A 26,913-nucleotide genomic window follows, 5' to 3' on the forward strand; every position below is an offset into this window, starting at 1 on the left:
CCGGTCGGTCTGGCACGCTGCTTCGGGGCGTGCCTCCACTCTCGCCGGAACGGAGGTGCCGGCACACTGCGGTGCCCCGGTGTCCCGGGCGGGGGTTATCCCCCCGCCGGCCCGCGCCGCCCGCCTCTCGTCACAGGCCGGACTCGCCCAGGAAGTCGGTGTCCTCGCCCTCTTCCTCCAGGGCCCGGCGGACGATGCGCAGGGACATCCCCTCCGGGTATCCCTTGCGGGCGAGCATGCCGGCGAGGCGGCGGATGCGCTTGTCGCGGTCGAGGCCCCGGGTGGCGCGCAGCTTGCGGGCGACGAGTTCCCGGGCGGTCGCCTCCTCCTGGTCGGAGTCGAGCTGTCCGACGGCCTCCTCGATCAGCTCCGAGTCGACCCCCTTGGTGCGCAGTTCCCGGGCGAGGGCGCGCCGGGCGAGCCCCCGGCCGTGGTGGCGGGACTCCACCCAGGCGTCCGCGAACGCGCCGTCGTCGATCAGTCCGACCTCCTCGAACCGCGACAGCACCTCCTCGGCCACGTCGTCGGGGATCTCCCGCTTGCGCAGGGCGTCCGCGAGCTGCTTGCGGGTGCGCGGGGTCCCGGTGAGCAGGCGCAGGCAGATCGCCCGGGCCCGCTCGGCCGGGCAGCCCGGGAACAGCCGGAGGATCTCGGCCGCGAACGCCGCCGTGAACCGCTCGTCCGCGACCCCCCGGCGCCGCGCGTCCCGCGCCCGCCGCCGTCGCCGGGCCTCCGCGTCCGCCAGACAGCGCTCCTCCGCGCGGGCCAGCGCCGCCTCCTCCACGAGCACACCCTGCCGCTCGTAACGGCTCTTGCGCCGGTTGAACCGCACCACCACGACCGACAGCCCGCTCTCCTCCCGCGATCTGCGGGTCAGCGCCGTGTCACCGCGCGGCAGGAAGACCAGATGCCCGAGGTCCGCGCAGTCCAGACAGCGCGGCGCACCGTCCTCCAGCACCAGCAGCGACAGCGGACCACGCCGGCAGGCGGCACACCGCGGGTGCCTCAGCGGCTGGACGGCGACAAGTCGGCCCGGAAAGCGGGGAGTCGGGGCATGTCCCATACGCCCTTCCTTCCCCGTCCGGCAGGGCCGCGCACCGCCGCTTCGCCGCACCCGGCATCATGGGCCTGTGCGACTCGAAGCGATCACCTGGGAGCGACTCGCCGAGCGACTCGCCGAGCGGCTCGCCGACCGGCTGGCCGGGCTGGAGACGGCCGACGGCGGAGCTTGGGCGCGCGTCGCTTTCGACGGCGCCCCGGCCGCCCGCCCCGGAGACCTGGCCGAGCGGGTGGGGGAGGCGCTGCGGGTGCGCGGCCGGCCCTCGCTGGTGGTCGGCGCCGAGGGCTTTCTGCGCCCCGCCTCGCTGCGGCTGGAGCACGGGCGGCGCGACGCGGAGTCGTACTACGGCGGCTGGTTCGACACCGGCGCCCTGTGGCGGGAGGTGTTCGGTCCACTCGACCCCGGTGGCAGCGGGCGCGTCCTGCCCGACCTGTGGGACCCCGTCACCGACCGCGCCACCCGCAGCCCGTATGTCCGACTCCCGCCCGGTGGCGTCCTGTTGCTGCACGGCCCCCTTCTGCTGCGGCACTGGTTCCCCTTCGACCTGACCGTCCACGTCCTCCTCTCCCCGGGCGCCCTGCGCCGTCGCACCCCCGAATCCGACCACTGGACGCTCCCCGCCTTCGAGCGCTACGAGGCGGAGACGGACCCGGCCGGGGCGGCGGATGTGGTGGTGCGCGCCGACGACCCGCGCCACCCCGCCTGGAGCGGCTGACCCCCGACGGCCGCACGGGCCCGCGGTGCCGCCTCGGCGGCTCACCGGTCAGAGCCAGCCGTTGCGCCTGAAGCCCCGGTACAGCGCCAGGCACGCCAGTGCCATCACCCCCATGGCCAGCGGATAGCCGAACCGCCAGTGCAGTTCCGGCATGTGGTCGAAGTTCATGCCGTACACGCCGCACACCATCGTCGGCACGGCGATCACGGCCGCCCATGCCGTGATCTTCCGCATGTCCTCGTTCTGCGCGACCGTCACCTGCGCGAGGTGCGCCTGGAGGATGGAGTTGAGCAGCTCGTCGAAGGCGGCTATCTGCTCCGTGGCCCGGATCAGATGGTCGAGCACGTCCCGGAAGTAGGCCTGTATCTCGGGAGCGACGACCCGTATGGGCCGGGTGGCCAGGTCCTCCACGGGGCGGGCGAGGGGCATCACCGCCCGCTTCAGCTCCAGCAGTTCGCGCTTCATCTGGTAGATGCGCCCCGGATCGAGCCGGGCGCCCCCTTCCGAGAACACCTCCGTCTCGACCTGGTCGATGTCGGCCTGGACCGCGTCCGTCACGCCGAGATAGCCGTCCACGACATGGTCGGCGATGGCGTGGAGCACCGCCGCGGGTCCCTTCGAGAGCTGGTGCGGGTGGGACTCCAGCTCCTCGCGCAGCGGGCCGAGCGAGCCGTGCCTGCCGTGCCGCACCGTGATGACGAAGTCCTCGCCGACGAAGACCATGATCTCACCGGTGTTCACCACCTCGCTGGTCGCCGTCAGCCGTTCGTGCTCGACGTAGCAGACCGTCTTGAACACCGCGAACAGCGTGTTGCCGTAGTGCTCCAGCTTCGGCCGCTGATGGGCCTCGACCGCGTCCTCCACCGCCAGCGGATGCAGGTCGAACAGCTCGGCGACGCCCGCGAACTCGCGGTCCGTCGGTTCGTGCAGCCCCAGCCAGACGAAGCCCTCGCCGGTCTTGCGGACCATGCGCACCGACTCCAGCAGATCGGTGCACTGCGGCACGCGCACACCGTCCTGGTACGTCACGCAGTTGACCACCGAGGAGCCCAGGGGTGAGCGGGCGGGATGACTCAGGTCCACGCGCGGCCGCCGCCGGGCCAGCCGCGCGACCTTGCGCAGGCCGCCGACCGGGCTCAGTCCCGTGACCTTCCGCAGATTCCCTGCCATGGACATCTGGATCTCCTCGGGTGGATCTCCTCGTACGACGCTCGCGCGCCTTGATCCGAGAGTGTGCCAGTCCAGGGCAAAGCGCGGGTAAGGCTGTGGGAACACTGCGTTCCGCTTTGTTCCCGCCTGTGGACGACACACCGGGGCCGGCCGTGCGCCGAGGAGGAGCCGACCGGCCGGACAGGCCGTACAACTGGGATGATTCCCGCATGACACCATCCGACGGGTACCTCCTGGACAACCGGCAGCGCGAGGCGGGGGAGCGCTTCGACGCCTTCGCCACCCTCTTCGACCCCACGACCTTCCGGCACGTCGAGGCGCTCGGCATCGAGCCGGGCTGGCGCTGCTGGGAGGTCGGGGCCGGCGGGACCTCCGTGGTGTCCTGGCTCGCGGAGAAAGTGGGGCCGGCCGGTCAGGTCGTCGCCACCGACATCGACACCTCGCGGCTCGCCCCGGTGGGCCGGCCGCCGGTGGAGGTCCGCGTCCACGACGTGGGCGCGCAGGAACCGCCGGGAGAGGGCTTCGACCTGGTCCACGCCCGGCTGGTGCTCGTCCATGTCCCGGACCGGGACCGGGCGTTGCGGTCCATGATCCGGGCGCTGCGCCCCGGCGGGTGGCTGCTGATCGAGGACGCCGACCCCGCTCTCCAGCCGCTGACCTGCCCCGACGAGTCCGGCCCCGAGCAGCGGCTCGCCAACCGGCTGCGCCAGGGCTTCCGGGGACTGCTCGCCGAGCGCGGCGCCGACCTCGCCTACGGCCGCAGGCTGCCGCGGCTGCTCCGGCAGGCCGGGCTCCACGAGGTCGAGGCCGACGGCTTCTTCCCCATGACCTCGCCCGCCTGCACCGCCCTGGAAGCCGCGACGGTCCGCCAGATCCGCGACCGCCTCATCGACGCGGGCCTGGCCACCGCCGAGGAGATCGAACAGCACCTGGCCAACGTCGAGGCCGGCGACATGGACCTGACCACCGCACCGATGATTTCGGCCTGGGGCCGGAAGGCGTAGCAGCGGTCCGGCCGCAGGGCGGAACGCCGGCCCGCGCCAGGCCCCGGACGCGGCCGTCTGCCAGCCCGCTTCCGAGACCGACGGCCGTCTGCCGGTCCGCTTCCGAGACCGACGACCGGCTTCCGACGCGGGGGACCGGCGGCCGGTCCCCGGTTACGGATGGGTCGGACTGGCGGCCGGTCCCGGTTACGGATGGGTCGGACTGGCGGCCGGTCCCGGTTACGGATGGGTCGGACTGGCGGCCGGTCCCGGTTACGGATGGGTCGGACTGGCGGCCGGTCCCCGGTTACGGATGGGTCGGACTGGCGGCCGGTTCCCGGTTACGGATGGGGTGGACCGGGGGCTGGCTTACGGATGCGGTGGACCACGACCGGCTATGGATGCGGTGGTCTGGCGCCGACCCGGCTCACCGCTTCCGCGCCCGCTCGGCATCCCCGTGCCGCTGCTCCCTCCGGGTCGCTGCCCGTCAGGAGGGCGGCGAGGAAGGCGCCGGTGAAGGCGTCGCCGGCGCCCGTGGTGTCCCGCGGGGTCGCCGGTACGGCGGGGACCCGCACGGGCGCGCCGCCCGCCCGGGCCACCAGCGCACCGTCCGCCCCCGCCTTGGCCACCACCAGCGGCACGGTCTCGCTCAACCTGGCCGCCGCGTCCGCCGGTTCGTGCAGTCCCGTCAGCAGGCACGCCTCGTCCCGGCTGGGCAGCAGGACGTCCAGCCCTCGCGCGAAGGCGAGGAAACGCCCCACCCCCAGCTGTTCCAGGAAGCCCGCCGAGGCCGGATCCATGCTGACCGGAACGCCCCGCGCACGTGCCGCCGCCAGCGCGGTCCGCACGAGCGCCCGGCTCGACTCGGTGAACAGCAGATAGCCCGACAGATGCAGCCGGCCGACCCCGTCGAGCAGCGCGTCCGACCAGTCGGCGGGCTCCAGTCGCAACGACGCCCCGCTGTCCGTGAGGAACGTACGCTCGGCCGCCGCCCCCGCGTCGACCAGGCACACCACCGTCCCCGTCGCCGCCTGCGGATCGGTCACCAGCAGGGGACGGACCCCGGCGGCGTGCAGCTCCCGCTCGTGCCACACCGCCGCGTCCGCCCCCACCCGGCCCAGCAGCCGTACGTCGGCACAGCCCGAACGCGCCGCCCAGCAGTCCACGTTGGCGCCCGCGCCGCCCGGCAGCGTCCGGATCACCGCCGCGGTGTCGGTACCGGCCGCGAGCGGGCCACGGTGCCGGGCCACCACATCCGTGACCACGTCCCCGACGACCAGCAACGCCCCGGCACGCCCCCCGCTCACCCCCGCGCCCACGCCGTGGCGATCCGCGCTCCCAGCCGCACATTGCCGCGCACCGCCGCCAGGTTGGCGTTCAGCGACGCGCCGTCCGTGTGCCGGACCAGGTGGTCCAGCAGGAACGGCGTCACCGCCTGACCCGTGACACCTCGCTGCGCGCAGGCGGCGAGCGCCTCGTCGAGCACGCGCGCGTGCAGCTCCGGGTCGAGCTGCTCCGCCTCCGGCACCGGATTGGCCACGATCAGTGCCGACCGCGCCGCCCCGAGAGCGTCCTGCGCCCGCATCACCGCGGCGACCTCTTCGGGACTGTGCAGCGTCCAGTCCACCGGATGCCCCGAGTCGGACAGATAGAAGCCGGGGAACCGGTCGGTGCCGTACCCGGCGACGGCCACCCCCAGTGTCTCCAGCCGCTGCAGGGTGGCGGGCACGTCCAGGATCGACTTCACGCCCGCGCACACCACCGTGATCCCGGTCCGCGCCAGCAGCCCCAGGTCGGCCGACTCGTCCTGGGTCACCGTCCACTCCCGGTGCACCCCGCCCAGCCCGCCCGTGGCGAACACCCTGATGCCCGCCAGCGCGGCCAGCCGCGCGGTCGCCGACACCGTGGTCGCCCCACTGGCCCGCGCCGCCACGGCGAGCGGCAGGTCGCGGTGGCCCAGCTTGCGGATGCCGTCCTCGTTGGCGACCCGCTCCAGCTGCGCCTTGTCCAGGCCGATCAGCGGGCGCCCGTCGAGCACGGCGACCGTCGCCGGTACCGCGCCCTCGCCGCGCACCGCCTCCTCCAGCTCCAGGGCCACCCGCAGATTGCGCGGGCGGGGCAGACCATGGGCGATGATCGTCGATTCGAGGGCCACCACCGGCCGCCCCGAACCGAGCGCTTCCCGGACCTCTTCCGACACCACCAGCACCATGTGCCCGCCTCCTGTCCGCCGGTCCCTGCCCGTCATCCCTCATCTCTGGCGGGCGCCGGCCACGGCTAAACGCGGGGCGGCCCGGCCGGCGCGCTCGGCGGCCGGAGACGGCCGAACAAGGCGACGGCCCGGCCGGATTCGCGCGCCGGCCGGTCAGAACAGCGGCTCGGGGAGCACCCCCTCCAGCGCGAGCAGCTTCCGCTTGGTCTCCAGACCGCCACCGAACCCTCCGATCCCGCCGTCGCTCTCGACCACCCGGTGGCACGGCACGACCACCGGCAGCGGATTGGCACCCATCGCCGCGCCGACCGCCTGCGCCCCGCCGGGCTGACCGACGCGCCCGGCGAGGTCGCCGTACCCCACCACGCTGCCGTACGGCACGCCCGACGCCAGCTCCCGCAGCACCTGCCGGTTGAACCCGGAGATCAGCGACCAGTCCAGCGGGAGCTCGAAGTCCTGCCGCTCACCCGCGAAGTACGCCCGCAGCTGACGTATCGCCTCGGCCAGCGGCGGCGCGTCCGGATCCGCGACGGGCGCGCCGCCGAACCGGGCCGCCAGCCGCTCCAGCGCCCGCTCGCGCACCGCGTCGGTGGCGTGGAAGACGACGTTGACCAGCCCATTCGCGGTCGCCGCCAGCATCAGCGGGCCGATGTCCGTCTCCACGACGGTCCACACCACCCGCTGTCCGTCCTGCCCATGGCTGTCCATGCGCCCACGGTACGACCCGCCACTGACAACGCCCGCCGCCCGGCTCACCGCCCGCGCAGCGCCGCCCGGACCACGTCGGCCTCGCTGCTGATGATCCCGTCGACGCCGTACCCCGCCACCTTCAGCGCGGTCGCCTTGTCGTCCACCGTCCACGCGTACACCCCGAGCGGCCGGCCGTGCGGCCCCCGGACGCCGTGCACCGCCGACACATAGGCCTTCGACAGCGATCCGTACGACGGATTGATCAGGTCGGCGAAACGCGCGTACTGCTTGAGCCGAGAGACCGGGGGCGCGCCGAGGCAGGCCGTGGTCAGCGCGGGCTTCAGCTCGTGGACGGTCCGCACGCTGGCGGCGCTGAAGCTCTGTACGACCAGCCGCTTGAGATGCGGGCGGTCCAGCCAGCCGTCGTTGCCGAGGACCTTCAGGATCTGCCGCTCGATGCCCGGATACAGCTCCGGGTTCTTGATCTCCAGGAGAAGGCTCTGGTGGTTGTGCTCGACCCGGCGCATGTACTGGTCCAGGGTCGGTACACGCGTGCCCTTGTAGGCGGGCGAGAACCAGCTCCCCGCGTCCAGGCGGGCGATCTCGGCGGCGGTGAAGTCCTTCACCTTCCACGGCGCCCGGCCGGGGTAGACCTGCTTCGCGTCCGTGGTGCGCTGCAGGCTGTCGTCGTGGACGACCACCAGTTCGCCGTCCTTGGTGCGCTGGACGTCGTTCTCCACCCAGGCGGAGCCCACCCGGGCCGCCTTGTCGATCGAGGGGAGCGTGTTCTCGGGGGCGTAGGCGGGGGCGCCCCGGTGGCCGATCACCAAGGGCGTGCGCACCTCGCCCGCCCGGGCGTCGGAGGTGGGGCTCACCAGGGTCACCGCCGCCAGGACGGCGACGGCCGAGGTGGCGACCACGCGCGCGTGCATGCGTACTCCTCACGTCGAGCGAAAACCGACAGGACCAGACTGACAGCAGCATGACCGCGGCACGCGGACGCACGAAGGCCACACATACCCTGGAGACGTCGCCGCGTGCTCACCGGTGCCTCACAACTGGGGCAAGGGCGTGTTTCTTTGTCGGAAAGTCGTTCGACCATTCCGGTGGGGGTCATACTCTCTGCGACACCCCGGCCGCCCGCGCGGTCCCGGGACGGCGCGGATTTTCGGGATATCCGGGACACACGAGGGCGAAGGGCAGCCGCGGATGCAGGGCACGGTCGACGGTTTCGGCTACGGGGCCGTCACCCCGTTGGTGGCCTATCTGATGGCCTGCCTGGGCGGCGCCCTGGGGCTGCGCTGCATCACCCGGTCCCTGCTGCTCACGCACTCCCGGCGGCCCGCCTGGCTGGCCCTGGGCGCGGCCGCGCTCGGCTGCGGCATCTGGACCATGCACTTCATCGCCATGATGGGGTTCAGAATCGAGCGGACGCCGGTCCACTACGACGAGCCGATCACCTACGCGAGCCTCGGGCTCGCCGTCGTCATGGTCGGCATCGGCGTCTTCATCGTCGGCTACCGGGGGGCCACCGGGGCACCGCTGTTCACCGGCGGCACCATCACCGGTCTGGGCGTCGCCTCGATGCACTACCTCGGCATGGCCGGAATGCGCTTCCACGGGCAGTTCGTCTACAGCATCCCCACCGTCGTCGCCTCCGTTGCCATAGGGGTCGTCGCCTCCGTCGCCGCCCTGTGGGCCGCGGGTCGCTCCCACGGCCTGCTGCCGACCGTCGGCGCGAGCCTTCTGATGGGGCTCGCCGTCAGCGGCATGCACTACACGGCGATGGCCGCCCTCAGCGTCCACCTCGACGGCACCGCCGAGACCACCGTCGACACCCGGACCACGTCCGCGCTCGTGCCCATGCTGATCGGCCCGGTGGTCATGCTGGTCCTCGTGGGCGTCGTCGTGATCCTCGACCCGATGCTCGTGGTGCGCCGTCCCGCGCCGGTGCGCGTCGAGCGCCGGCCGGGCGTCCCGGCCGCCGCCCGCACCGCCTCCCACCAGGGACACCGCCCGGACCGCCGCCCCGTGCGGCAGGGCGTCCGCACCCCCCAGAACCGCTGACCGCGACCCGTTGTCAGTGCGGGGTCGTACGGTGGATGACATGCGGCCCGTTTCCCACATCGAACGCACGGTGGCGCCCATCGAGGTCGTCAGCCCCTACCAGCCCAGCGGCGACCAGCCGGCGGCCATCGCCGACCTGGCCAAGCGCATCAAGGCCGGTGAGAAGGACGTCGTCCTGCTGGGCGCGACCGGCACCGGCAAGTCCGCCACCACCGCGTGGATGATCGAGCAGCTCCAGCGCCCCACCCTGGTGATGGCGCCGAACAAGACGCTGGCCGCCCAGCTGGCCAACGAGTTCCGCGAGCTCCTGCCGAACAACGCGGTCGAGTACTTCGTCTCGTACTACGACTACTACCAGCCCGAGGCGTACGTTCCGCAGTCGGACACCTACATCGAGAAGGACTCCTCGATCAACGAGGAGGTCGAGCGGCTGCGCCACTCGGCGACCAACTCGCTGCTCACCCGCCGTGACGTCGTCGTGGTCGCCTCGGTGTCCTGCATCTACGGCCTCGGTACTCCCCAGGAGTACGTGGACCGGATGGTCCCGCTGCGCGTCGGCGACGAGATCGACCGGGACGAGCTGCTGCGCCGCTTCGTCGACATCCAGTACACGCGCAACGACCTGGCCTTCACCCGCGGCACCTTCCGCGTCCGCGGTGACACCATCGAGATCTTCCCGGTCTACGAGGAGCTGGCCGTCCGCATCGAGATGTTCGGCGACGAGATTGAGGCGCTGTCCACGCTGCACCCGCTGACCGGCGAGATCATCAGCGACGACCAGCAGCTGTACGTCTTCCCCGCCTCCCACTACGTCGCCGGCCCCGAACGCATGGAGCGGGCCGTCAACGACATCGAGAAGGAGCTGGGCGAGCGCCTGGCCGAGCTGGAGAAGCAGGGCAAGCTCCTGGAGGCCCAGCGGCTGCGGATGCGCACCACCTACGACATCGAGATGCTCCGCCAGATCGGCACGTGCTCCGGCGTGGAGAACTACTCGATGCACTTCGACGGCCGCTCGCCCGGCTCCCCGCCCAACACCCTGCTCGACTACTTCCCGGACGACTTCCTGCTCGTCATCGACGAGTCGCACGTCACCGTTCCGCAGATCGGCGCGATGTACGAGGGCGACGCCTCCCGCAAGCGCACCCTCGTGGAGCACGGCTTCCGCCTGCCCTCCGCCCTGGACAACCGGCCGCTGAAGTGGGAGGAGTTCCAGGAGCGCATCGGGCAGACCGTCTATCTGTCGGCCACCCCGGGCGCCTACGAGCTGTCGCGCTCCGACGGCGTCGTGGAGCAGATCATCCGCCCGACCGGCCTGGTCGACCCGGAGGTCGTGGTCAAGCCCACCGAGGGCCAGATCGACGACCTGGTGCACGAGATCCGCAAGCGCACCGAGAAGGACGAGCGCGTCCTGGTCACCACGCTCACCAAGAAGATGGCCGAGGACCTCACCGACTACTTCCTGGAGCTCGGCATCCAGGTGCGCTACCTGCACAGCGACGTCGACACCCTGCGCCGGGTCGAGCTGCTGCGCGAACTGCGCTCCGGCGACTACGACGTCCTGGTCGGCATCAACCTGCTGCGCGAGGGCCTCGACCTGCCCGAGGTGTCCCTGGTGGCGATCCTCGACGCGGACAAGGAGGGCTTCCTGCGCTCCGGCACGTCGCTGATCCAGACCATCGGCCGCGCGGCGCGCAATGTCTCCGGCCAGGTCCATATGTACGCGGACAAGATCACCCCGGCGATGGAGAAGGCCATCGAGGAGACCAACCGTCGCCGGGAGAAGCAGATCGCCTACAACAAGGCCAAGGGCATCGACCCGCAGCCGCTGCGCAAGAAGATCAACGACATCGTCGCGCAGATCGCCCGTGAGGAGGTCGACACCGAGCAGCTCCTCGGCAGCGGCTACCGCAAGTCGAAGGACGGCAAGGGCGCCAAGACCCCCGTGCCGACGGCCGACAAGACGGGCAAGGGTGCGAAGGGCAAGGCGGCCAAGGGTGCGAAGGGCAAGGCCGCGGCCGCGGTGCCCACCGACCGCCCGGCGGCCGAACTGGCCGAGCAGATCGAGGAGATGACCGAGCGGATGCGCGCCGCCGCCGCGGAGCTCCAGTTCGAGATCGCGGCCCGGCTGCGGGACGAGGTCTCCGAGATGAAAAAGGAGCTGCGCCAGATGCGGGAGGCGGGCCTCGCCTGACCCGGGCACACCGCCGGACCCCGGCGTACGCGCGGAGTGTTGCAACACCGACACAAAGCGCGGGCCGGGGTTCGGCGCCCTCGGCGCCCCTGCGTAGGGTTTCGATCAGCCGCGCGGAACGGGCGGCCAACAGGGGACTTCGAGAGGGGATCAGCCGTGTCCGTCAACTTGAGCAAGGGTCAGGCCATCAGCCTGGAGAAGAACGACGGGGGCACCCTCACCGCGGTCCGCATGGGCCTGGGCTGGCAGGCGGCGAAGCGGCGCGGTCTGTTCGGCTCGCGCACCAAGGAGATCGACCTGGACGCCTCCGCGGTGCTCTTCGCCGAGAAGCAGCCGGTCGACGTCGTCTTCTTCCGGCACCTGGTGAGCGACGACGGCTCCGTGCGCCACACCGGCGACAACCTGGTGGGCGGCGTCGGTCAGGGCGACGACGAGGCGATCCTCGTGGACCTGGAGCGCGTCCCGGTCCACATCGACCAGATCGTCTTCACCGTGAACTCCTTCACCGGCCAGACCTTCCAGGAGGTGCAGAACGCTTTCTGCCGGCTGGTGGACGAGACCAACGGCCAGGAGCTCGCCCGCTACACGCTCGCGGGCGGCGGCGAGTACACCGCCCAGATCATGGCCAAGGTGCACCGGGTGGGCTCGGGCTGGACGATGACCGCCCTCGGCACCTCCGCCAACGGGCGCACCTTCCAGGACCTGATGCCGGCGATCCTGCCGCATCTGTAGCCCCCGGGCCGCCGGGCGGGGCACGGACCACAACACGACACGGGGGGCGACGGGGATGACGGCCGAGCTGGTGCGGGGGCAGAACCACCCACTGACCCAGCTCCGGCTGGAGATCCGGATCTCGGCCGGGACACCGGTCCTGGCCGGCGCCACCCTGGGCGACGAGAACGGCACGGTGCACGGCTCCCCGTGGGTCGCCCACCCCGGCGCGCCCGTACAGCCCGGCATCGAGGTCTCCCGGCGGGCCGCCGGCGGACACCGCCTGACCGTCGACCTGTCCGCCGTGCCCGAGGCCGTGCACCGGGTCGGCGTCTTCCTCGCCCTGCCCGCCGGGGCCTCGGGCTCGGACACCTTCGGCGCCGTCGCCGCCCCGCACACCGCGGTGCACGGCCCCGACGGCACCGGCGTCCACCTCCTGATGGTGGCGGACCGCGCGGACGCCGCCGACCACGGCCCGCTGCTGGACCCGCTCTGGCGCTCGCTGACCCGGCTCACCCCGGTCCCCGACGATCACGTCGCCGACCCCTGGGTGGGCCATGCCTGGACCTATGAGCCCGCGCTGGTCCCGGTCGGCAGCCGGGTCCTGGAGCGCGTGCTCGGAGAGGTGGCCACCGCTCGGGCCAAGAAACAGTAAAGCCGTCATGATCAGGGGATTTGAACTTACCTTTGCCTTCCTCTTTACCAATTCTTGGTGATTGGGGTACTGTCGTCCGTGCGGAGGGGAGTACTCCCTGACTGCGGCGCACCCGTCAGTACGGACCGGTTCCGGTCCCGGGGCGTCGGCCCCGCGCGGGTGGAAGAGACCTCCGGCAGTGACAACGCATATGTGCTTGCCATCTCGACATGCCGGAGGTTGCCGTGGAAGTCTCCACGACCCTGTGGGTCCTGACCGTCCTGGGTCTGGCCGCCCTGATCGGAATCGACTTCCTCATCGGGCGCAAGCCCCATGAGGTGTCGGTCAAGGAAGCCGGTGTCTGGACCGTCGTCTGGATCGTCCTGGCCGCCCTCTTCGGTGTCGGCCTTCTCGTGTTCGGCGGCGGACGCCCGGCCGGCGAGTTCTTCGCGGGCTACATCACCGAGAAGTCGCTCAGCGTCGACAACCTCTTCGTCTTCGTCCTGATCATGACGAAGTTCGCGGTGCCCGCCCTGTACCAGCGGCGCGTCCTGCTCGTCGGCGTCCTCATAGCCCTGGTGCTGCGTGCCGTGTTCATCGCCGCCGGAGCCGCGATCGTCACCAGCTTCTCCTGGGTGTTCTTCCTCTTCGGCGCCTTCCTGATATGGACCGCCTGGAAGCTCGTCCAGGAGGCCCGCGCCGACGACGCGGACGAGGAGGAGTTCGAGGAGAACAGGCTGCTGAAGGCCGCGGAACGCAGGTTCGGCGTGGCCGACCGCTACCACGGCACCAAGCTGTGGGTGCGGCGGAACGGCAAGCGGATCATGACCCCGATGCTGGTCGTGATGCTGGCCATCGGCACCACGGACGTCCTGTTCGCCCTGGACTCGATCCCCGCGATCTTCGGCCTGACCCAGGACCCGTACATCGTCTTCACCGCCAACGCCTTCGCGCTGATGGGCCTGCGTCAGCTGTACTTCCTCCTCGGCGGCCTGCTGAAGAAGCTGGTGCACCTCTCGTACGGCCTGTCGGTCATCCTCGGCTTCATCGGCGTGAAGCTGGTGCTGCACGCACTGCACGAGTCGGGCGTCCCGGTGGCCCAGATCAGCATCCCGGTCTCGCTCGGGGTGATCTGCGCCGTCCTGGCCGTCACCACGCTCACCAGCCTCATGGCCGCCAGGAAGCAGGCCGCAGCGGCGGCCCGCGCGGACGCCGAGGGCGAGCAGAGGGAGGCCGTGGACGCCTGACCGTAGGCGCCCGCGAGAGACCCGGAACGAACACGCGGGGCCCGGCCGAGTACGGCGCCGGGCCCGGCGGGGAAGGTGCGGAAGCATCCGGAAAGAACAGAATGCGAATCCTGTGACTGTCTGCGACGATCGCGGCATGATCAGTTGGCTGCGATCGCTCGCCCGGCGGTGGACCGTCCCCGTGCCGGTGCTCGCTATCGTCCTGCTGGTCCTCACCTGGCACCGGGCCATGCCCGCCCCGGTCATCGCCCTGGTGACGGTCGTGCTCGCCGGGGCCGTCCTCGCGGCGGTGCACCACGCCGAGGTGGTCGCCCACCGGATCGGCGAACCCTTCGGCTCCCTCGTGCTGGCCATCGCCGTCACCGTCATCGAAGTGGCCCTGATCGTCACGCTGATGGCCGACGGCGGCGACAAGAGCTCCACCCTGGCCCGGGACACCGTCTTCGCCGCGGTGATGATCACCTGCAACGGCATCGTCGGCATCTGCCTGCTCGTCGGCTCCCTGCGGCACGGCACGGCGGTCTTCAATCCCGAGGGCACCGGCGCAGCCCTGGCGACGGTGGCGACACTGGCCACGCTGAGCCTGGTACTGCCGACCTTCACCACCAGCAAGCCCGGACCCCAGTTCTCCTCCCTGCAACTGACGTTCGCCGCGCTGTCCTCGCTGATCCTCTACGCCCTGTTCGTGACCACCCAGACGGTGCGCCACCGGGACTACTTCCTGCCCATCACCCGGCAGGGCGAGGTCATCGGCACCGAGGACCACGCGAGCCCGCCGTCCAAGCGCACCGCCCTGATCAGCCTCGGTCTGCTCGGGCTGGCCCTGATCGGCGTCGTCGGTCTGGCCAAGGGCGTCTCGCCCGCGATCGAGGCAGGGGTGGCGGCGGTGGGTCTGCGCCAGGCCGTCGTCGGAGTGATCATCGCCCTGCTCGTGCTGCTCCCCGAGACGATCGCCGCACTGCGTGCCGCGCGCCGGGACCGCGTGCAGACCAGCATGAACCTCGCGCTCGGCTCGTCGATGGCCAGCATCGGCCTGACCATACCGGCCGTGGCACTCGCCTCGCTGTGGCTGCCGGGGCCGCTCATTCTCGGCCTCGAACCCGTTCACATGCTGCTGCTCGCGCTGACGGTGGTGGTCGCCTCCCTCACCGTGGTGCCGGGGCGGGCCACGCCCTTGCAGGGTGGCGTCCACCTGGTGCTCTTCGCGGCCTATCTGGAACTGGCGATCAACCCTTAGGGCGGGGTCCCACCGGCGCGGAGGCCGGCGCAACGATGTGTGCGCCGAACACGCGAGCGACATCCGCGGGCCGCTTCTCGCGAAACCTTCGTGCCGGCCGCGGGACCTGCCGCGCGGCCCCGCGGCCGGCACCGGCGCCGCGGGCCCCGGCCCGGCCGCACGGGGCCACCGCACCGCCGCCGGCTCAGCCCGTGGTGGCGGGCTCCACCGCCGCCACCCGCGAGGGGCGGGTCTCCGGCAGCAGCGCGAAACACCCCAGGCTGAACAGGGCCATGGCGGTCAGATACACGCCCACCCCCCAAGGGACGCGCCCGCTGCCCTGGGCCAGCGCGGTGGCCACGACCGGGGTGAGCGCGCCGCCGATGATCCCGCCGAGGTTGTAGCCCACCGAGGCGCCCGTGCAGCGCACCCGCGCGTCGAACAGCTCCGGCAGATAGGCGGAGATCACCGCGAACACGGTGACGAAGGCGAGCAGCGCGCCCAGGATGCCGAAGAACATCAGCAGCGGCTCGCCGGTCGCCAGCAGCGCCACCATGGGCAGCATCCACAGCGCGCAGAGCGCACACCCGGTCAGGCACATCGGCCGGCGCCCGCAGCGGTCGCCGAGCAGCGCCGCGGCCGGAACGAGGGGGGCCTGGACGACCACCGCGGCCATGACACAGGTCAGCATCACCGTGCGGCTCACCCCGAGCCGCTCCGTGGCGTACGACAACGACCAGGTCGTCACCGTGTAGAACACCGCGTACCCGACGGCCATCGCCCCCGCCGCCAGCAGCACCAGCCGCCCATGGCGCCGTACGACCTCCACGAGCGGCATGCGCACGGGATCGTCGATCTCCAGGAACCGGGGGCTCTCGGCGAGCGACGAGCGCAGCCACAGCCCCGCCAGCGCCGGCACGGCGGCCGCCCAGAACGGCACCCGCCAGCCCCACTGCGCGAACTGCGCGTCGGACAACCCGGCCGACAGCGCCACCATGACACCGTTGGCGAGCAGAAAGCCGATCGCGGGGCCCGCCTGCGGAAAGCTCGACCACAGGGTGCGCCGCTCGGCGGGCGCGTGCTCCACGGTCAGCAGCACGGCCCCCCACTCGCCGCCGAGCCCCAGCCCTTGCAGGAAGCGCAGCAGAAGCAGCAGCACGGGCGCGGCCACGCCGATCGACGCGTACGAGGGCACACAGCCCACCGCGATCGTCGAGGCGCCGGTGAGCAGCAGCGAGGCCACGAGCACCGGCCGCCGGCCGCGCCGGTCGCCGAGGTGCCCGAACAGCACCGAGCCCAGTGGTCTGGCCACGAAGCCCACGCCGAACGTCGCGAACGCCGCCAGCGTCCCGGCGAGCGGCGAGAAGGACGGGAAGAACAGCCGCCCCAGGACCAGCGCCGCGGCGGTCCCGTAGGCGAAGAAGTCGTAGAACTCGACCGCGGTCCCGGCGAGGGAGGCGGCGGCGAGGCGGGGCAGAGAGGCGGAGGTGACAGGACGTGCATCGTGCATGGTGCGTCAACTACCCACCGTGATCACGGGTTACGGGGGCGTGCGGGGGTGACCGAGTGACCGCAGCGCGCGCCCGGGGCGAGAGGGCACGGGGCCGGGGTGCGCGCCGGGGTCGTGATAGACCGGGGGCGAGCGGCGGTCGCAGTCGTACCGCCTCGAACGACCGGAGGAACCGTGCCCCGCACCCTGGCCAACGCCCCGATCATGATCCTCAACGGGCCCAACCTGAATCTGCTCGGCCAGCGCCAGCCCGAGATCTACGGCAGGGAGACCCTCGCGGACGTCGAGGCGCTGTGTGCCAAGACGGCGGCCGCGCACGGCGGTTCGGTCGACTTCCGGCAGTCCAACCACGAGGGCGAACTGGTCGACTGGATCCACGAGGCACGTCTGCACCACTGCGGGATCGTCATCAACCCCGGCGCCTACTCCCACACCTCGGTCGCGATCCTGGACGCGCTCAACACCTGCGACGGCATGCCCGTGCTGGAGGTGCACATCTCCAACATCCACCGGCGCGAGACGTTCCGGCACCACTCCTACGTCTCGCTGCGCGCCGACGGCGTGATCGCCGGCTGCGGTGTGCAGGGCTACGCGTTCGGCGTCGAGCGCGTAGCGGCACTGCTGGCCGACGCGTAACCCCGCGCGCCGTCTACAGGCGACCGGCCTCGACGAGCCGCCGCAGAAAGCGCCGGGTGCGCTCCCGGCGCGGCTGACCGAACACCTGCTCGGCGGTGCCGCGCTCCAGCACCACCCCGCCGTCCAGGAAACAGACCTGGTCGGCGACATCGCGTGCGAAGCCCATCTCATGGGTGGCCAGCACCATGGTCATGCCCTCGTCCTTCAGCGACCGGACCACCTCCAGCACCTCGCCCACCAGCTCGGGATCGAGCGCGGCCGTGATCTCGTCCAGCAGCAACAGCCGGGGCCGCACGGCGAGCGCCCTGACGATCGCCACCCGCTGCTGCTGGCCGCCGCTGAGCCGGTCCGGGTAGGCGTCCGCCTTGCCGGCGAGCCCCAGGCGCTCCAGCAGCTCCCTGGCCCGCTCCTCGGCCGCCGCGCGGGAGACGCCGTGCACCCGGCGCGGGGCGAGCGTGATGTTGTCCAGCACGCTCATGTGCGGAAAGAGGTTGTACGCCTGGAAGACCACGCCGATCCGGCGCCGTACCGCGTCCTGGTCGGCCCGGGGATCGGTGATCTCCTCACCGTCCAGCCAGATCGCGCCGTCGTCGATCTCCTCCAGGAGGTTGGCGCACCGCAGCAGCGTGGACTTGCCGGACCCGGAGGCGCCGATCAGCGCGGTCACCGTGTGCGGGGCCACCTCCAGGTCGACGTCGCGCAGCACCACCGAACCGCCGAAGGTCTTGCGGACCGACTCCATGCGCAGCACGGGCGCGTCGCTCATAGGGTTCCTCCCTGGTCCCGCCGCCGGTCCAGCCGGGCCGTCACCCAGTCCGTGAGGCGCGTCATCGGAATGGTCAGCGCCACGAACACCAGTCCCGCCACGATGTACGGCGTGTAGTTCAGACTGCGGCCCACGATGATGTCGGCCGCCCGTACGGCGTCCACCGCGCCGCCGATCGACACCAGGCCGGTGTCCTTCTGCAACGACACCAGGTCGTTGAGGAGCGGCGGCACCTGCCGGCGCACCGCCTGGGGGAGCACGACGTACCGCAGCGCCTGGCGGTTCGTCAGGCCCAGCGAGCGTGCCGCCGCGCGTTGCGAGGGGTGCACCGACTCGATGCCGGCCCGGAACACCTCCGCTACGTACGCCGAGTACGTCAGCGTCAGCGCCGTGCCGCCGAGCAGCACGGGATCGACCGTCACCCCCTGGAGCCGCAGCGCGGGCACGCCCAGGACCACGATCATCAGGTTGATGATCAGCGGCAGTCCGCGGAAGAAGTCGGTGTACGCCGCCGCAAGCACCCGCAGCGGGAAGAACACCGGGCCGCGCAGGGTCCGCGCGATCGCGATCAGCATGCCGAGGACCAGCACGGCGGCGCCGCAGACCACCAGCAGCCGGACGTTCAGCCACAGCCCTTCGAGGACCTTGGGCAGCGCCTCGCGCGCGTAACCGGCGCTGAAGAACGTCTCCTTGGTGCGCGGCCAGCCCGGCGCGTGAACCACGACCAGGTAGAGCACGGCGGCCGTGACGAGGGTCGACAGCGCCGCCACGGCCGTCGCGCGGCGGGCCCGCGCCCGTTTGTGGCGCTCGCGCTCGAGCCGCCGCTCGGAGGGAACGTAGCCGTCGACGGGCACGGCTGCCGCGCCGTCCGCCCGCTCCGGGACGGACTCGCCCTTGGTGACGGTCACTTGAGCACCGGGGCGCCGACGGCGTCGGACAGCCACCGCTGGTCGAGCCGGGCCAGCGTGCCGTCCTCGCGCAGCGCGTCGACGGCACGGCTCACGCACGGGGTCAGCGCGCTGCCCTTGTCGAGCACCAGCCCGAACTGCTCGGGCGTGCCGCCCTGGTTCTCGAACTGGCCGACGATCCTGGCGTTCGTCACCTCGGCCGACGTGATGTAGAACGCGGTCGGCAGGTCGGTGACGACGGCGTCCACCTGGCCGTTGCGCAGCGCCGACTTGGCCTGGTCGTTCTTGGCGTAGACGGCGGGCTCCCGGTCGGGCTTCACCACGTCGGTGATGTAGTCGAGGCTCGTGCTGCCCACCTGGGCACCCAGGCGGAGGCCGCGCAGGTCCGCGATGCGGGTCGCCCTGGCGGCCTTGCCGCCCTTGAGCGCGATGACGGCCTGGCGCACGTCGTAGTAACCGGACGAGAAGTCGACGGCCTTCTTGCGCTCGGCGCTGACGGAGACCTGGTTGATGTCGAAGTCGAAGGTCTTCACGCCGGGCGCGAACGCCTTGTTGAAGGGCACCCGCTGCCAGACCACCGCGTCCTTGCCGTACCCGAGCCGCTTCGCCACGGCGTACGCGACCGCCGATTCGAAGCCCTTGCCGTTGGCGGGCTGGTCGTTCTCGAACCAGGGCTCGTAGGCGGGCTGGTCCGTGGCGATCGTCAGCTTCCCGGGCGTCCTGGTGGCCGCCTTGCCCTTGGCGCAGTCCGCGCCGGCCGAACCGCGCACGTCGGCCGACGGCCGCGGCTCGGGCTGCGGGGCACAGCCGACGGCGGTGGCGAGCAGGGCGAGGGTGGCGGCCGCTGCCGCGCGGCGCACTGTACGAGGGGCGAGATGCATGGCGGGAGAGTGGCAGCGAACCCGGCCCTTGTCGAGGCCGCGATCAGTTGTGTCCGCATAGTGGGAGCGGGTGTTGCCGCCGTGTGAACGGGGGCCGCGGGGGGCGTGAACGCCCTGGCCCGGGCCGCCGGCCGAGGGCGGGATGGGAAGACCGGCGGCCCTTCCGCTCAGGAGCCGTCATCCTGTGCGGCTGCTACCAGTTGACCGCGCGGGACCGCTCCGGGGGAGCGCGCGCGTGCGCCGGGCGCGCGCGAAACGTTCACACGGGGCGCGCGGGACGGCATTCGCGCCGCGCGCGTGAGCCGGTCGTACGCCGGGCGCGCGGTACGCCCCCTGTCGGCATGCCGCGGTACACCTCTGCCGGCATCCCACGCAGGGGGCGACCCGGGGCTCACCAGCCGCGCGCGTGCCACTCCGGCAGATGCGGCCGCTCGTCGCCGAGCGTGGTGTCGTTGCCGTGACCGGGGTAGACCCAGGTCTCGTCCGGCAGCGCGTCGAAGATCTTCGTCTCCACGTCGTGGATCAGGCTGGCGAACGCCTTCGGGTCCTTGTGCGTGTTGCCGACGCCGCCCGGGAAGAGGCAGTCGCCGGTGAAGACGTGCGGGTGGCCGTGCGGGTCGTCGTAGACCAGGGCGATGGAGCCCGGCGTGTGCCCCACGAGGTGGCGCGCCGTGAGTTCGACCTGGCCCACGCGGATGACGTCGCCGTCGTCCACGAGCACATCGGTGGGGACCGGGATGCCGGGCGCGTCCTCGCGGCCGGCGTGGGTGCGCGCGCCGGTCGCGGCGACGACCTCGGCGAGCGCCTGCCAGTGGTCGCCGTGCCGGTGCGTGGTGACGACGGACGCGATGCCGTCGTCACCGATCATGCCCAGGAGCGTGTGCGCCTCGTTCGCGGCGTCGATCAGGAGCTGCTCGTCGGTGGCCCGGCAGCGCAGCAGGTAGGCGTTGTTGTCCATCGGGCCGACCGCGATCTTGGTGATCATCAGGTCCTTGAGCTCGTGAACGTCCGCCGGTCCGCCGACCCTGACCTCTCCTGTGTACGTCATGTCGATCAGCCTATAGCGGTGCGGCGCCCGGCGGGCCGTCCTCGTCGCACGGGACGGGGCCTACAGCGGCGGCAGCTTCGGCAGCGCGCCGCCCCGAGCGGTCAGCCGGGAGCCGTCGCGCCGCCCGGCGAGCCAGCCGACCAGCTCCGCCGCCGGGCCCGAGACGGTCACCTCGGGCTCGTCCGCGGCCCTGCCGGTGTCCCAGGTGCGCGTGCCGTCCGTGATCCGTGTCGCGGGGACGTCCGGGTTCCCCGAGAACCGCTGGGTGAGGAACCCGGTCTCCCGCTCCAGGAACTCCGCCGGGACGTCCTCCAGCTCGTACCCGGCCCCGAGGTCCACGTGGTGCAGCTCCACCTCGGCCCACCGCCGGAACGGCAGCCGGGCCGCGGCGTCGGTGACCCCGTTGCGCAGCTCCACCGTGCGCGTCCAGTCCGCGGGAGCGTCCCCCGCCGCCCGGAACCGGTCCGCGCTCTCGCGCAGGTCGGCGAGCTGGACGTCCAGGGGGCGCGCCGCGCCGTCCTCGATGTCGGCGTCCCGCGCCGCGGCGCTCGCGTACATGGGACGGCCCTCCAGGGCGTTCACGAGCGCGTCCGCGTTGCGGGCGAGGTGGGCGAGGACGTGTCCGCGGGTCCAGCCGGGAAGCCGTGACGGCTCGGCGAGCGAGGCGTTGTCCAGTCGGGCGACCGCGCGCAGCAGCCGGTCGGTCGCGTCACGTACACATGCCAGGTCATGAGCGTGATCAGTCATGGGCCCGACCCTAGCCGTGCCACACGTTCGGGTGAAGCTCGTGAAGCTCGTCCGCAAATCGAATGCGCGTGCTATATCGTCGATGGCGGCGTCGGGCATGCTGGAAGGCCGGGGATTGTTATGCAACCGGGCAATCCGACCGGCGTTGTCAGTGGCTCCCCCTAGTCTGGAGAAGACGGGGGCCCGCCCCTGTCACTTCTCCCAAGAAAGGTGCGGACCGGCGTGGCCGACCGTCTCATCGTCCGTGGCGCGCGCGAGCACAACCTGAAGAATGTCTCGCTCGACCTGCCTCGCGACTCGCTCATCGTCTTCACGGGCCTGTCCGGGTCGGGCAAGTCCTCCCTGGCCTTCGACACGATCTTCGCCGAGGGCCAGCGGCGCTACGTGGAATCCCTCTCCTCGTACGCACGGCAGTTCCTCGGCCAGATGGACAAGCCGGACGTCGACTTCATCGAGGGCCTGTCCCCGGCGGTCTCCATCGACCAGAAGTCGACCTCGCGCAACCCCCGCTCGACCGTCGGCACGATCACCGAGGTCTACGACTACCTGCGCCTGCTCTTCGCGCGCATCGGCAAGCCGCACTGTCCCGAGTGCGGCCGCCCGATCTCGCGCCAGTCGCCGCAGGCCATCGTGGACAAGGTGCTGGAGCTGCCGGAGGGGAGCCGCTTCCAGGTGCTCTCGCCGTTGGTGCGTGAGCGCAAGGGCGAGTTCGTGGACCTCTTCGCCGACCTCCAGACGAAGGGCTACTCCCGCGCGCGCGTGGACGGCACGACCGTCCAGCTGTCCGAGCCGCCGACCCTGAAGAAGCAGGAGAAGCACACCATCGAGGTGGTCGTGGACCGCCTCACGGTGAAGGACTCCGCCAAGCGCCGCCTCACCGACTCCGTGGAGACCGCCCTCGGCCTGTCCGGCGGCATGGTCGTGCTCGACTTCGTCGACCTCCCCGAGGACGACCCCGAGCGCGAGCGCATGTACTCGGAGCACCTGTACTGCCCGTACGACGACCTGTCCTTCGAGGAGCTGGAGCCGCGCTCCTTCTCCTTCAACTCGCCCTTCGGCGCCTGCCCCGAGTGCACGGGCATCGGCACCCGCATGGAGGTCGACCCCGAGCTGATCGTCCCGGACCCCGACAAGTCCCTGGACGAAGGCGCCATCCACCCCTGGTCGCACGGACACACCAAGGACTACTTCGGCCGCCTGATCGGCGCCCTCGCGGACGCGCTCGGCTTCCGCACGGACATCCCCTTCGCGGGCCTGCCGCAGCGCGCGAGGAAGGCCCTGCTGTACGGCCACAAGACCCAGATCGAGGTGCGCTACCGCAACCGGTACGGCCGCGAGCGCGTGTACACCACGCCCTTCGAGGGCGCGGTGCCCTTCGTCAAGCGCCGGCACAGCGAGGCCGAGAGCGACGCCAGCCGGGAGCGCTTCGAGGGCTATATGCGCGAGGTGCCCTGCCCCTCCTGCCAGGGCACCCGCCTCAAGCCGATCGTGCTCGCCGTGACCATCATGGAGAAGTCGATCGCCGAGGTCTCCGCGATGTCGATCAGCGACTGCGCGGAGTTCCTGGGCGAGCTGAAGCTGAACGCGCGGGACAAGAAGATCGCCGAGCGGGTGCTCAAGGAGGTCAACGAGCGGCTGCGCTTCCTGGTCGACGTCGGCCTGGACTACCTCTCGCTCAACCGCGCCGCCGGCACCCTCTCCGGCGGCGAGGCCCAGCGCATCCGCCTGGCCACCCAGATCGGCTCCGGCCTGGTCGGCGTGCTCTACGTGCTGGACGAGCCCTCCATCGGCCTGCACCAGCGCGACAACCACCGGCTGATCGAGACCCTGGTCCGGCTGCGCGACATGGGCAACACGCTCATCGTGGTGGAGCACGACGAGGACACCATCAAGGTCGCCGACTGGGTGGTGGACATCGGCCCCGGCGCGGGTGAGCACGGCGGCAAGGTGGTGCACAGCGGCTCCCTGAAGGAGCTGCTCGCCAACACCGAGTCGGAGACCGGCGCCTACCTCTCCGGCCGCAAGGCGATCCCGCTCCCGGACGTCCGGCGCCCCCGCGACCCCTCCCGCCAGCTCACCGTGCACGGCGCCCGGGAGAACAACCTCCGGGACATCGACGTGTCGTTCCCGCTCGGCGTGTTCACGGCCGTCACGGGTGTGTCCGGTTCCGGCAAGTCCACCCTGGTCAACGACATCCTCTACACGCACCTGGCGCGCGAGCTGAACGGCGCCCGGACCGTCCCCGGCCGCCACACGCGCGTCGCGGGCGACGACCTGGTGGACAAGGTCGTGCACGTCGACCAGTCGCCCATCGGCCGCACCCCGCGGTCCAACCCGGCGACCTACACCGGCGTCTTCGACCACATCCGCAGGCTGTTCGCCGAGACCACCGAGGCGAAGGTCCGCGGCTACCAGCCGGGCCGCTTCTCCTTCAACGTCAAGGGCGGCCGCTGCGAGAACTGCGCCGGTGACGGCACCATCAAGATCGAGATGAACTTCCTCCCGGACGTCTACGTCCCGTGCGAGGTCTGCCACGGCGCCCGGTACAACCGGGAGACCCTGGAGGTCCACTACAAGGGCAAGTCCATCGCCGAGGTGCTGAACATGCCGATCGAGGAGGCCATGCACTTCTTCGAGGCGGTCCCGGCGATCTCCCGCCACCTCAAGACGCTGAACGACGTCGGCCTCGGCTACGTCCGCCTCGGCCAGTCCGCCACCACCCTCTCCGGTGGCGAGGCCCAGCGCGTCAAGCTCGCCAGCGAGCTGCAGAAGCGCTCCACCGGGCGCACCGTCTACGTCCTGGACGAGCCGACCACCGGCCTGCATTTCGAGGACATCAGCAAGCTGCTGACGGTCCTCGGCGGCCTGGTCGACAAGGGCAACACGGTCATCGTCATCGAGCACAACCTCGATGTGATCAAGACCGCGGACTGGCTCGTGGACATGGGCCCGGAGGGCGGCGCCGGCGGTGGCCTGGTGGTCGCCGAGGGCACGCCCGAGGAGGTCGCCGGGGTCCCGGCCAGCCACACCGGCAAGTTCCTGCGAGAGATCCTCGGCGCCGAGCGCATCAGCGACGCGGAACCCGTCAAGGCGCCGCGCGCCACCCGGAAAACGGCCGCGGCCAAGTCGGCGACGAAGAAGACGGTGACGGTCAAGGCCAACAGCACGGCGACCAAGAAGGCCGCCGCGGCCACGAAGAAGACGGCCGCGAAGGAGGCGACACCCGCGAAGAAGGCGGCACCCGCGAAGAAGGCGACGCGGGCCCGCAAGGCCTGACACCGGATCAGGTCCCGTCCGGTTCGACCAGGGCCTGATCAGGACCCGATCGAGACTTGATCGGGACAAGACCTGACATCGGATCAGAAAACCGGCGCCCCGCGGGAACTCCCCGTGGGGCGCCGCTCGTTCCACCATCAGCCGCCCGGAGCGGCGGCCGCTCCTTGACAAGAGCAGAGAGGAACCAGGCGGTTCACAGATCACCCAGCTCGGTCGCGTACGGCGGCTCCGCCCCCGCCCGCGAGCAGGTGATCGCCGCCGCGCGCGCCGCGAAGCGCAGCAGCCGGGTCCAGCCCTCCGTCCCGAGGGCGGCCAGCGCCTGAGGCGACAGCGCGTCCTGGGCGGCCAGACCGTGCAGCAGGGCGGCGTTCACCGTGTCCCCGGCGCCGATGGTGTCCACGACGTCGACCTTCTCGCCGGGCACGGAGTACTCCCCGCCCTCGGTGAACACGGTCAGACCGTCGCCGCCCCGGGTCACCACCACGGCCGACGGCCCCTCGGCCAGCCACTCGCGCGGCGTGCCGCCCAGCCATGCCGCGTCCTCCGCGGACACCTTCAGCAGCGTCACCGAGGGCAGCCAGCTCGCGAAGCGCGCCCGGTAGGCGTCCGCGTCCGGGATCAGTCCCGCCCGGATGTTGGGGTCGAGTGCGGTGAACAGCCCCTGTCCGGCCGCCCGTCGCAGCAGCACCTCGTAGGCGCTCGCCCCCGGTTCCAGGACGAGCGAGAGGGTGCCGAAGGACACCGCCCGCGTGCCCGCCGGGAGCGCGAGGGGCGCGGTGAAGAGACGGTCGGCGGTGCCGTCGACGTAGAAGGAGTACGCGGCCGAGCCGCCGTCGTCGATCGTGGCCACCGCGAGGGTCGTCGGCTCCGGCCCGCGCTGCACGCCGGACACCTTGACACCCGACCGCCGCAGCCCGTCCAGCAGCGCCTCGCCGAAGGCGTCGGACGACGTCCGGGAGCAGAAGGCGGTGGGCGTGCCGAGCCGGCCGAGGGCGACCGCGGTGTTGTAGGGGCCGCCGCCGGGCGCCGGCTTCAGGGCCGCCAGGGCGCCGGGGCCCTGCGGTACCAGGTCGATCAATGCCTCACCGGCGACGACGATCACGAGGCGGTTCCCTTCTCGGACGGGGGCACGGGCAGCGGCTCGGACAGGGCGGACGGCACGGTGTGCGGCGCTGCTCCGGGCCGCTCGGGGCCCTCCGGGCAGCCGCAGGAGCCGCGGTGGACGAACGCGCAGGGCAGCCGGACCGTGCGGGGCGGGCGGTCCGGCTCGGCCAGGCGCTCCAGGAGCAGCCGCACGGCCTGGGCGCCCAGTTCCCTGCTGGGCTGGGCGATGGCGGTGAGCCGGGGCGAGAACAGGTCGGCCCAGGGGAAGTCGTCGAAGCAGCACAGGGCGAGATCGCCGGGCACGGACAGGCCGTTCCCGGCGAGGGCGCGCAGGGCCCCCAGCGTCATCGCGTTGTTGGCGGTGACGAGCGCGGTGGGCGGATCGGGCAGGGCGAGCAGGGCGGCCGTGGCCCGCTCGGCACCGGCCGACTCGGAGTTGCCGGACACCAGCAGGCGGTCGTCGAGGGGCAGGCCCGCGGCGGCGAGGCCGTCCCGGTAGCCCGCGACGCGCTCACGGGTCGTACTGAGCCCCGGCAGGCCCGCGACCAGGCCGATCCGGCGGTGTCCCAGCCCGGCGAGATGGGCCACGAGCCGAGCCGTCGGCCCGGCGCTCTCCGCGCACACCTGGTCGAAGCGCGGGGCGCCCGGGCCGACAGCCGCGTCCGCGCCGTCGATCAGCCGGTCCAGGAACACGGTCGGTACGGCATGCCGGCGCAGATAGCCGACCAGCTCGCCCGGCTGCGCGGAGGGGGCGATGATCATGCCGTCCACCCGGCGCTCGTGGAGGAGGCGCGCGACCTTCTGTTCGTGTCCCGGGTCGTCGTGCGGGTCCGCCAGGAGCAGGCCGTAGCCCGCGTGAAGCGCGGCGGCCTCGACGCCCTGGAGGATCTCGGTGAAGTACGGGTTGCTGATCGCCGACACCGCGAGCCCGATGGAACGGGTCCGGGCGGTCACCAGGGAGCGGGCCAGGGTGTTGGGCGTGTACCCGAGGGCGTCCACGGCGTCCAGGACGGCCTGACGGGTGCCCGGCAGCACCGGACGCGTGCCGTTGAGCACGTGGGAGACGGTCGCCACGGAGACCCCGGCGCTCCGCGCGACGTCCGCCATGGTGGGCATCGCGTTCCCCTCCCTGCCCGTCCGT

23 protein-coding genes and 1 pseudogene are annotated in these 26,913 nt (G+C 72.0%); 10 read left to right on the forward strand and 14 right to left on the reverse strand.

Annotation, left to right across the window (positions count from 1 at the left end; translation table 11 throughout):
- Positions 1-130: 130 nt before the first annotated feature.
- Positions 131-1,063 carry a recombination regulator RecX gene (gene recX, locus FRZ03_RS40505; RefSeq protein WP_261399310.1) on the reverse strand — a complete coding sequence of 311 codons (933 nt, stop codon included), beginning with the start codon at positions 1,061-1,063 and terminating at the stop codon, positions 131-133.
- 67 nt (positions 1,064-1,130) lie between these two features.
- Here recX and FRZ03_RS23275 point away from each other — a divergent pair, with 67 nt between their 5' ends.
- Positions 1,131-1,775, forward strand: a complete 645-nt coding sequence (locus FRZ03_RS23275) for a nucleoside/nucleotide kinase family protein (RefSeq protein WP_146467093.1) — start codon at positions 1,131-1,133, stop codon at positions 1,773-1,775.
- 48 nt (positions 1,776-1,823) lie between these two features.
- Here the strand turns inward: FRZ03_RS23275 and corA are convergent, their stop codons facing one another.
- A complete protein-coding gene (corA, locus tag FRZ03_RS23280; RefSeq protein ID WP_146467094.1) occupies positions 1,824-2,951 on the reverse strand; it encodes a magnesium/cobalt transporter CorA in 1,128 nt (375 codons plus the stop codon).
- Between the two features lie 203 nt (positions 2,952-3,154).
- Between corA and FRZ03_RS23285 the strand changes: the two genes are divergently transcribed.
- Positions 3,155-3,949, forward strand: coding sequence for a class I SAM-dependent methyltransferase (locus FRZ03_RS23285; RefSeq protein WP_146467095.1), 795 nt, complete (start codon positions 3,155-3,157; stop codon positions 3,947-3,949).
- Positions 3,950-4,323: 374 nt separating this feature from the next.
- Here FRZ03_RS23285 and FRZ03_RS23290 read toward each other — a convergent pair whose 3' ends face one another.
- From FRZ03_RS23290 to FRZ03_RS23305, 4 genes are all read right to left on the reverse strand, one after another.
- Positions 4,324-5,247 (reverse strand): carbohydrate kinase family protein, encoded by a 924-nt coding sequence (locus FRZ03_RS23290; protein WP_146467096.1) that lies wholly within the window; start codon positions 5,245-5,247, stop codon positions 4,324-4,326.
- On the reverse strand, positions 5,232-6,140 hold the full coding sequence (locus FRZ03_RS23295) for a pseudouridine-5'-phosphate glycosidase (protein ID WP_146467097.1): 909 nt from the start codon (positions 6,138-6,140) through the stop codon (positions 5,232-5,234). Before FRZ03_RS23295 ends, FRZ03_RS23290 begins: the two co-directional genes overlap by 16 nt.
- 153 nt (positions 6,141-6,293) lie before the next feature.
- Positions 6,294-6,848, reverse strand: coding sequence for a methylated-DNA--[protein]-cysteine S-methyltransferase (locus FRZ03_RS23300; protein ID WP_146467098.1), 555 nt, complete (start codon positions 6,846-6,848; stop codon positions 6,294-6,296).
- A 44-nt stretch (positions 6,849-6,892) separates the two neighbouring features.
- Positions 6,893-7,762 (reverse strand): glycerophosphodiester phosphodiesterase, encoded by an 870-nt coding sequence (locus FRZ03_RS23305; protein WP_146467099.1) that lies wholly within the window; start codon positions 7,760-7,762, stop codon positions 6,893-6,895.
- Positions 7,763-8,039: 277 nt separating this feature from the next.
- Here FRZ03_RS23305 and FRZ03_RS23310 point away from each other — a divergent pair, with 277 nt between their 5' ends.
- The 6 genes and pseudogenes from FRZ03_RS23310 (at position 8,040) to FRZ03_RS23335 (ending at position 14,917) form a co-directional block, all read left to right on the forward strand.
- Positions 8,040-8,897, forward strand: a complete 858-nt coding sequence (locus FRZ03_RS23310; RefSeq protein WP_146467100.1) for an MHYT domain-containing protein — start codon at positions 8,040-8,042, stop codon at positions 8,895-8,897.
- 40 nt (positions 8,898-8,937) lie between these two features.
- Entirely contained in the window at positions 8,938-11,088 is a 2,151-nt protein-coding gene (gene uvrB, locus FRZ03_RS23315) for an excinuclease ABC subunit UvrB (protein ID WP_146467101.1), read from the forward strand.
- Positions 11,089-11,244: 156 nt separating this feature from the next.
- Positions 11,245-11,820 (forward strand): TerD family protein, encoded by a 576-nt coding sequence (locus tag FRZ03_RS23320; protein ID WP_146467102.1) that lies wholly within the window; start codon positions 11,245-11,247, stop codon positions 11,818-11,820.
- A 55-nt stretch (positions 11,821-11,875) separates the two neighbouring features.
- A pseudogene (locus FRZ03_RS41265) lies at positions 11,876-12,229 on the forward strand (TerD family protein); the annotation flags it as partial.
- 449 nt (positions 12,230-12,678) lie between these two features.
- The gene (locus FRZ03_RS23330) at positions 12,679-13,680 is read left to right on the forward strand and encodes a TerC/Alx family metal homeostasis membrane protein (RefSeq protein ID WP_146467153.1); all 1,002 of its coding nucleotides are present in this window, start codon (positions 12,679-12,681) and stop codon (positions 13,678-13,680) included.
- A gap of 136 nt (positions 13,681-13,816) precedes the next feature.
- The gene (locus FRZ03_RS23335; RefSeq protein WP_146467103.1) at positions 13,817-14,917 is read left to right on the forward strand and encodes a calcium:cation antiporter; all 1,101 of its coding nucleotides are present in this window, start codon (positions 13,817-13,819) and stop codon (positions 14,915-14,917) included.
- A 184-nt stretch (positions 14,918-15,101) separates the two neighbouring features.
- Here FRZ03_RS23335 and FRZ03_RS23340 read toward each other — a convergent pair whose 3' ends face one another.
- Entirely contained in the window at positions 15,102-16,406 is a 1,305-nt protein-coding gene (locus FRZ03_RS23340) for an MFS transporter (protein ID WP_261399313.1), read from the reverse strand.
- Between the two features lie 174 nt (positions 16,407-16,580).
- On the opposite strand from FRZ03_RS23340, the gene aroQ reads away from it, so the two are divergent.
- On the forward strand, positions 16,581-17,042 hold the full coding sequence (aroQ, locus tag FRZ03_RS23345) for a type II 3-dehydroquinate dehydratase (RefSeq protein WP_146467104.1): 462 nt from the start codon (positions 16,581-16,583) through the stop codon (positions 17,040-17,042).
- Between the two features lie 13 nt (positions 17,043-17,055).
- Here the strand turns inward: aroQ and FRZ03_RS23350 are convergent, their stop codons facing one another.
- The 5 genes from FRZ03_RS23350 to FRZ03_RS23370 form a co-directional block, all read right to left on the reverse strand.
- Positions 17,056-17,808: an amino acid ABC transporter ATP-binding protein gene (locus tag FRZ03_RS23350; protein ID WP_146467105.1), complete on the reverse strand. Its 753-nt coding sequence runs from the start codon at positions 17,806-17,808 to the stop codon at positions 17,056-17,058.
- Positions 17,805-18,716: an amino acid ABC transporter permease gene (locus tag FRZ03_RS23355; protein ID WP_146467106.1), complete on the reverse strand. Its 912-nt coding sequence runs from the start codon at positions 18,714-18,716 to the stop codon at positions 17,805-17,807. Before FRZ03_RS23355 ends, FRZ03_RS23350 begins: the two co-directional genes overlap by 4 nt.
- A complete protein-coding gene (locus tag FRZ03_RS23360) occupies positions 18,713-19,597 on the reverse strand; it encodes an ABC transporter substrate-binding protein (protein ID WP_146467107.1) in 885 nt (294 codons plus the stop codon). The genes FRZ03_RS23355 and FRZ03_RS23360 overlap by 4 nt, the downstream gene beginning before the upstream one ends.
- A 391-nt stretch (positions 19,598-19,988) precedes the next feature.
- Positions 19,989-20,645 (reverse strand): MBL fold metallo-hydrolase, encoded by a 657-nt coding sequence (locus FRZ03_RS23365; protein WP_146467108.1) that lies wholly within the window; start codon positions 20,643-20,645, stop codon positions 19,989-19,991.
- Positions 20,646-20,705: 60 nt separating this feature from the next.
- A complete protein-coding gene (locus FRZ03_RS23370; protein ID WP_146467109.1) occupies positions 20,706-21,392 on the reverse strand; it encodes a maleylpyruvate isomerase family mycothiol-dependent enzyme in 687 nt (228 codons plus the stop codon).
- A gap of 222 nt (positions 21,393-21,614) precedes the next feature.
- Between FRZ03_RS23370 and uvrA the strand changes: the two genes are divergently transcribed.
- Entirely contained in the window at positions 21,615-24,668 is a 3,054-nt protein-coding gene (uvrA, locus tag FRZ03_RS23375; RefSeq protein ID WP_146467110.1) for an excinuclease ABC subunit UvrA, read from the forward strand.
- Between the two features lie 193 nt (positions 24,669-24,861).
- Here the strand turns inward: uvrA and FRZ03_RS23380 are convergent, their stop codons facing one another.
- Together FRZ03_RS23380 and FRZ03_RS23385 are read right to left on the reverse strand one after the other, a co-directional pair.
- A complete protein-coding gene (locus FRZ03_RS23380) occupies positions 24,862-25,770 on the reverse strand; it encodes a carbohydrate kinase family protein (RefSeq protein ID WP_146467111.1) in 909 nt (302 codons plus the stop codon).
- Complete coding sequence (locus FRZ03_RS23385) at positions 25,767-26,888, reverse strand: LacI family DNA-binding transcriptional regulator (protein ID WP_146467112.1); 1,122 nt, start codon at positions 26,886-26,888, stop codon at positions 25,767-25,769. Before FRZ03_RS23385 ends, FRZ03_RS23380 begins: the two co-directional genes overlap by 4 nt.
- Between the last annotated feature and the right edge of the window lie 25 nt (positions 26,889-26,913).

The sequence above is a fragment of the Streptomyces misionensis genome (assembly GCF_007896895.1).
GTDB classification, from domain to species: Bacteria; Actinomycetota; Actinomycetes; order Streptomycetales; family Streptomycetaceae; genus Streptomyces; species Streptomyces misionensis_A.

Coding starts and splice junctions, on each gene's coding strand:
- recX (WP_261399310.1), bottom strand. CDS start 1,063: ATGGGACATGCCCCGACTCCCCGCTTTCCGGGCCGACTTGTCGCCGTC.
- corA (WP_146467094.1), bottom strand. CDS start 2,951: ATGTCCATGGCAGGGAATCTGCGGAAGGTCACGGGACTGAGCCCGGTC.
- FRZ03_RS23285 (WP_146467095.1), top strand. CDS start 3,155: ATGACACCATCCGACGGGTACCTCCTGGACAACCGGCAGCGCGAGGCG.
- FRZ03_RS23295 (WP_146467097.1), bottom strand. CDS start 6,140: ATGGTGCTGGTGGTGTCGGAAGAGGTCCGGGAAGCGCTCGGTTCGGGG.
- FRZ03_RS23300 (WP_146467098.1), bottom strand. CDS start 6,848: ATGGACAGCCATGGGCAGGACGGACAGCGGGTGGTGTGGACCGTCGTG.
- FRZ03_RS23305 (WP_146467099.1), bottom strand. CDS start 7,762: ATGCACGCGCGCGTGGTCGCCACCTCGGCCGTCGCCGTCCTGGCGGCG.
- FRZ03_RS23310 (WP_146467100.1), top strand. CDS start 8,040: ATGCAGGGCACGGTCGACGGTTTCGGCTACGGGGCCGTCACCCCGTTG.
- uvrB (WP_146467101.1), top strand. CDS start 8,938: ATGCGGCCCGTTTCCCACATCGAACGCACGGTGGCGCCCATCGAGGTC.
- FRZ03_RS23335 (WP_146467103.1), top strand. CDS start 13,817: ATGATCAGTTGGCTGCGATCGCTCGCCCGGCGGTGGACCGTCCCCGTG.
- FRZ03_RS23340 (WP_261399313.1), bottom strand. CDS start 16,406: ATGCACGATGCACGTCCTGTCACCTCCGCCTCTCTGCCCCGCCTCGCC.
- FRZ03_RS23350 (WP_146467105.1), bottom strand. CDS start 17,808: ATGAGCGACGCGCCCGTGCTGCGCATGGAGTCGGTCCGCAAGACCTTC.
- FRZ03_RS23360 (WP_146467107.1), bottom strand. CDS start 19,597: ATGCATCTCGCCCCTCGTACAGTGCGCCGCGCGGCAGCGGCCGCCACC.
- FRZ03_RS23365 (WP_146467108.1), bottom strand. CDS start 20,645: ATGACGTACACAGGAGAGGTCAGGGTCGGCGGACCGGCGGACGTTCAC.
- FRZ03_RS23370 (WP_146467109.1), bottom strand. CDS start 21,392: ATGACTGATCACGCTCATGACCTGGCATGTGTACGTGACGCGACCGAC.
- FRZ03_RS23385 (WP_146467112.1), bottom strand. CDS start 26,888: ATGCCCACCATGGCGGACGTCGCGCGGAGCGCCGGGGTCTCCGTGGCG.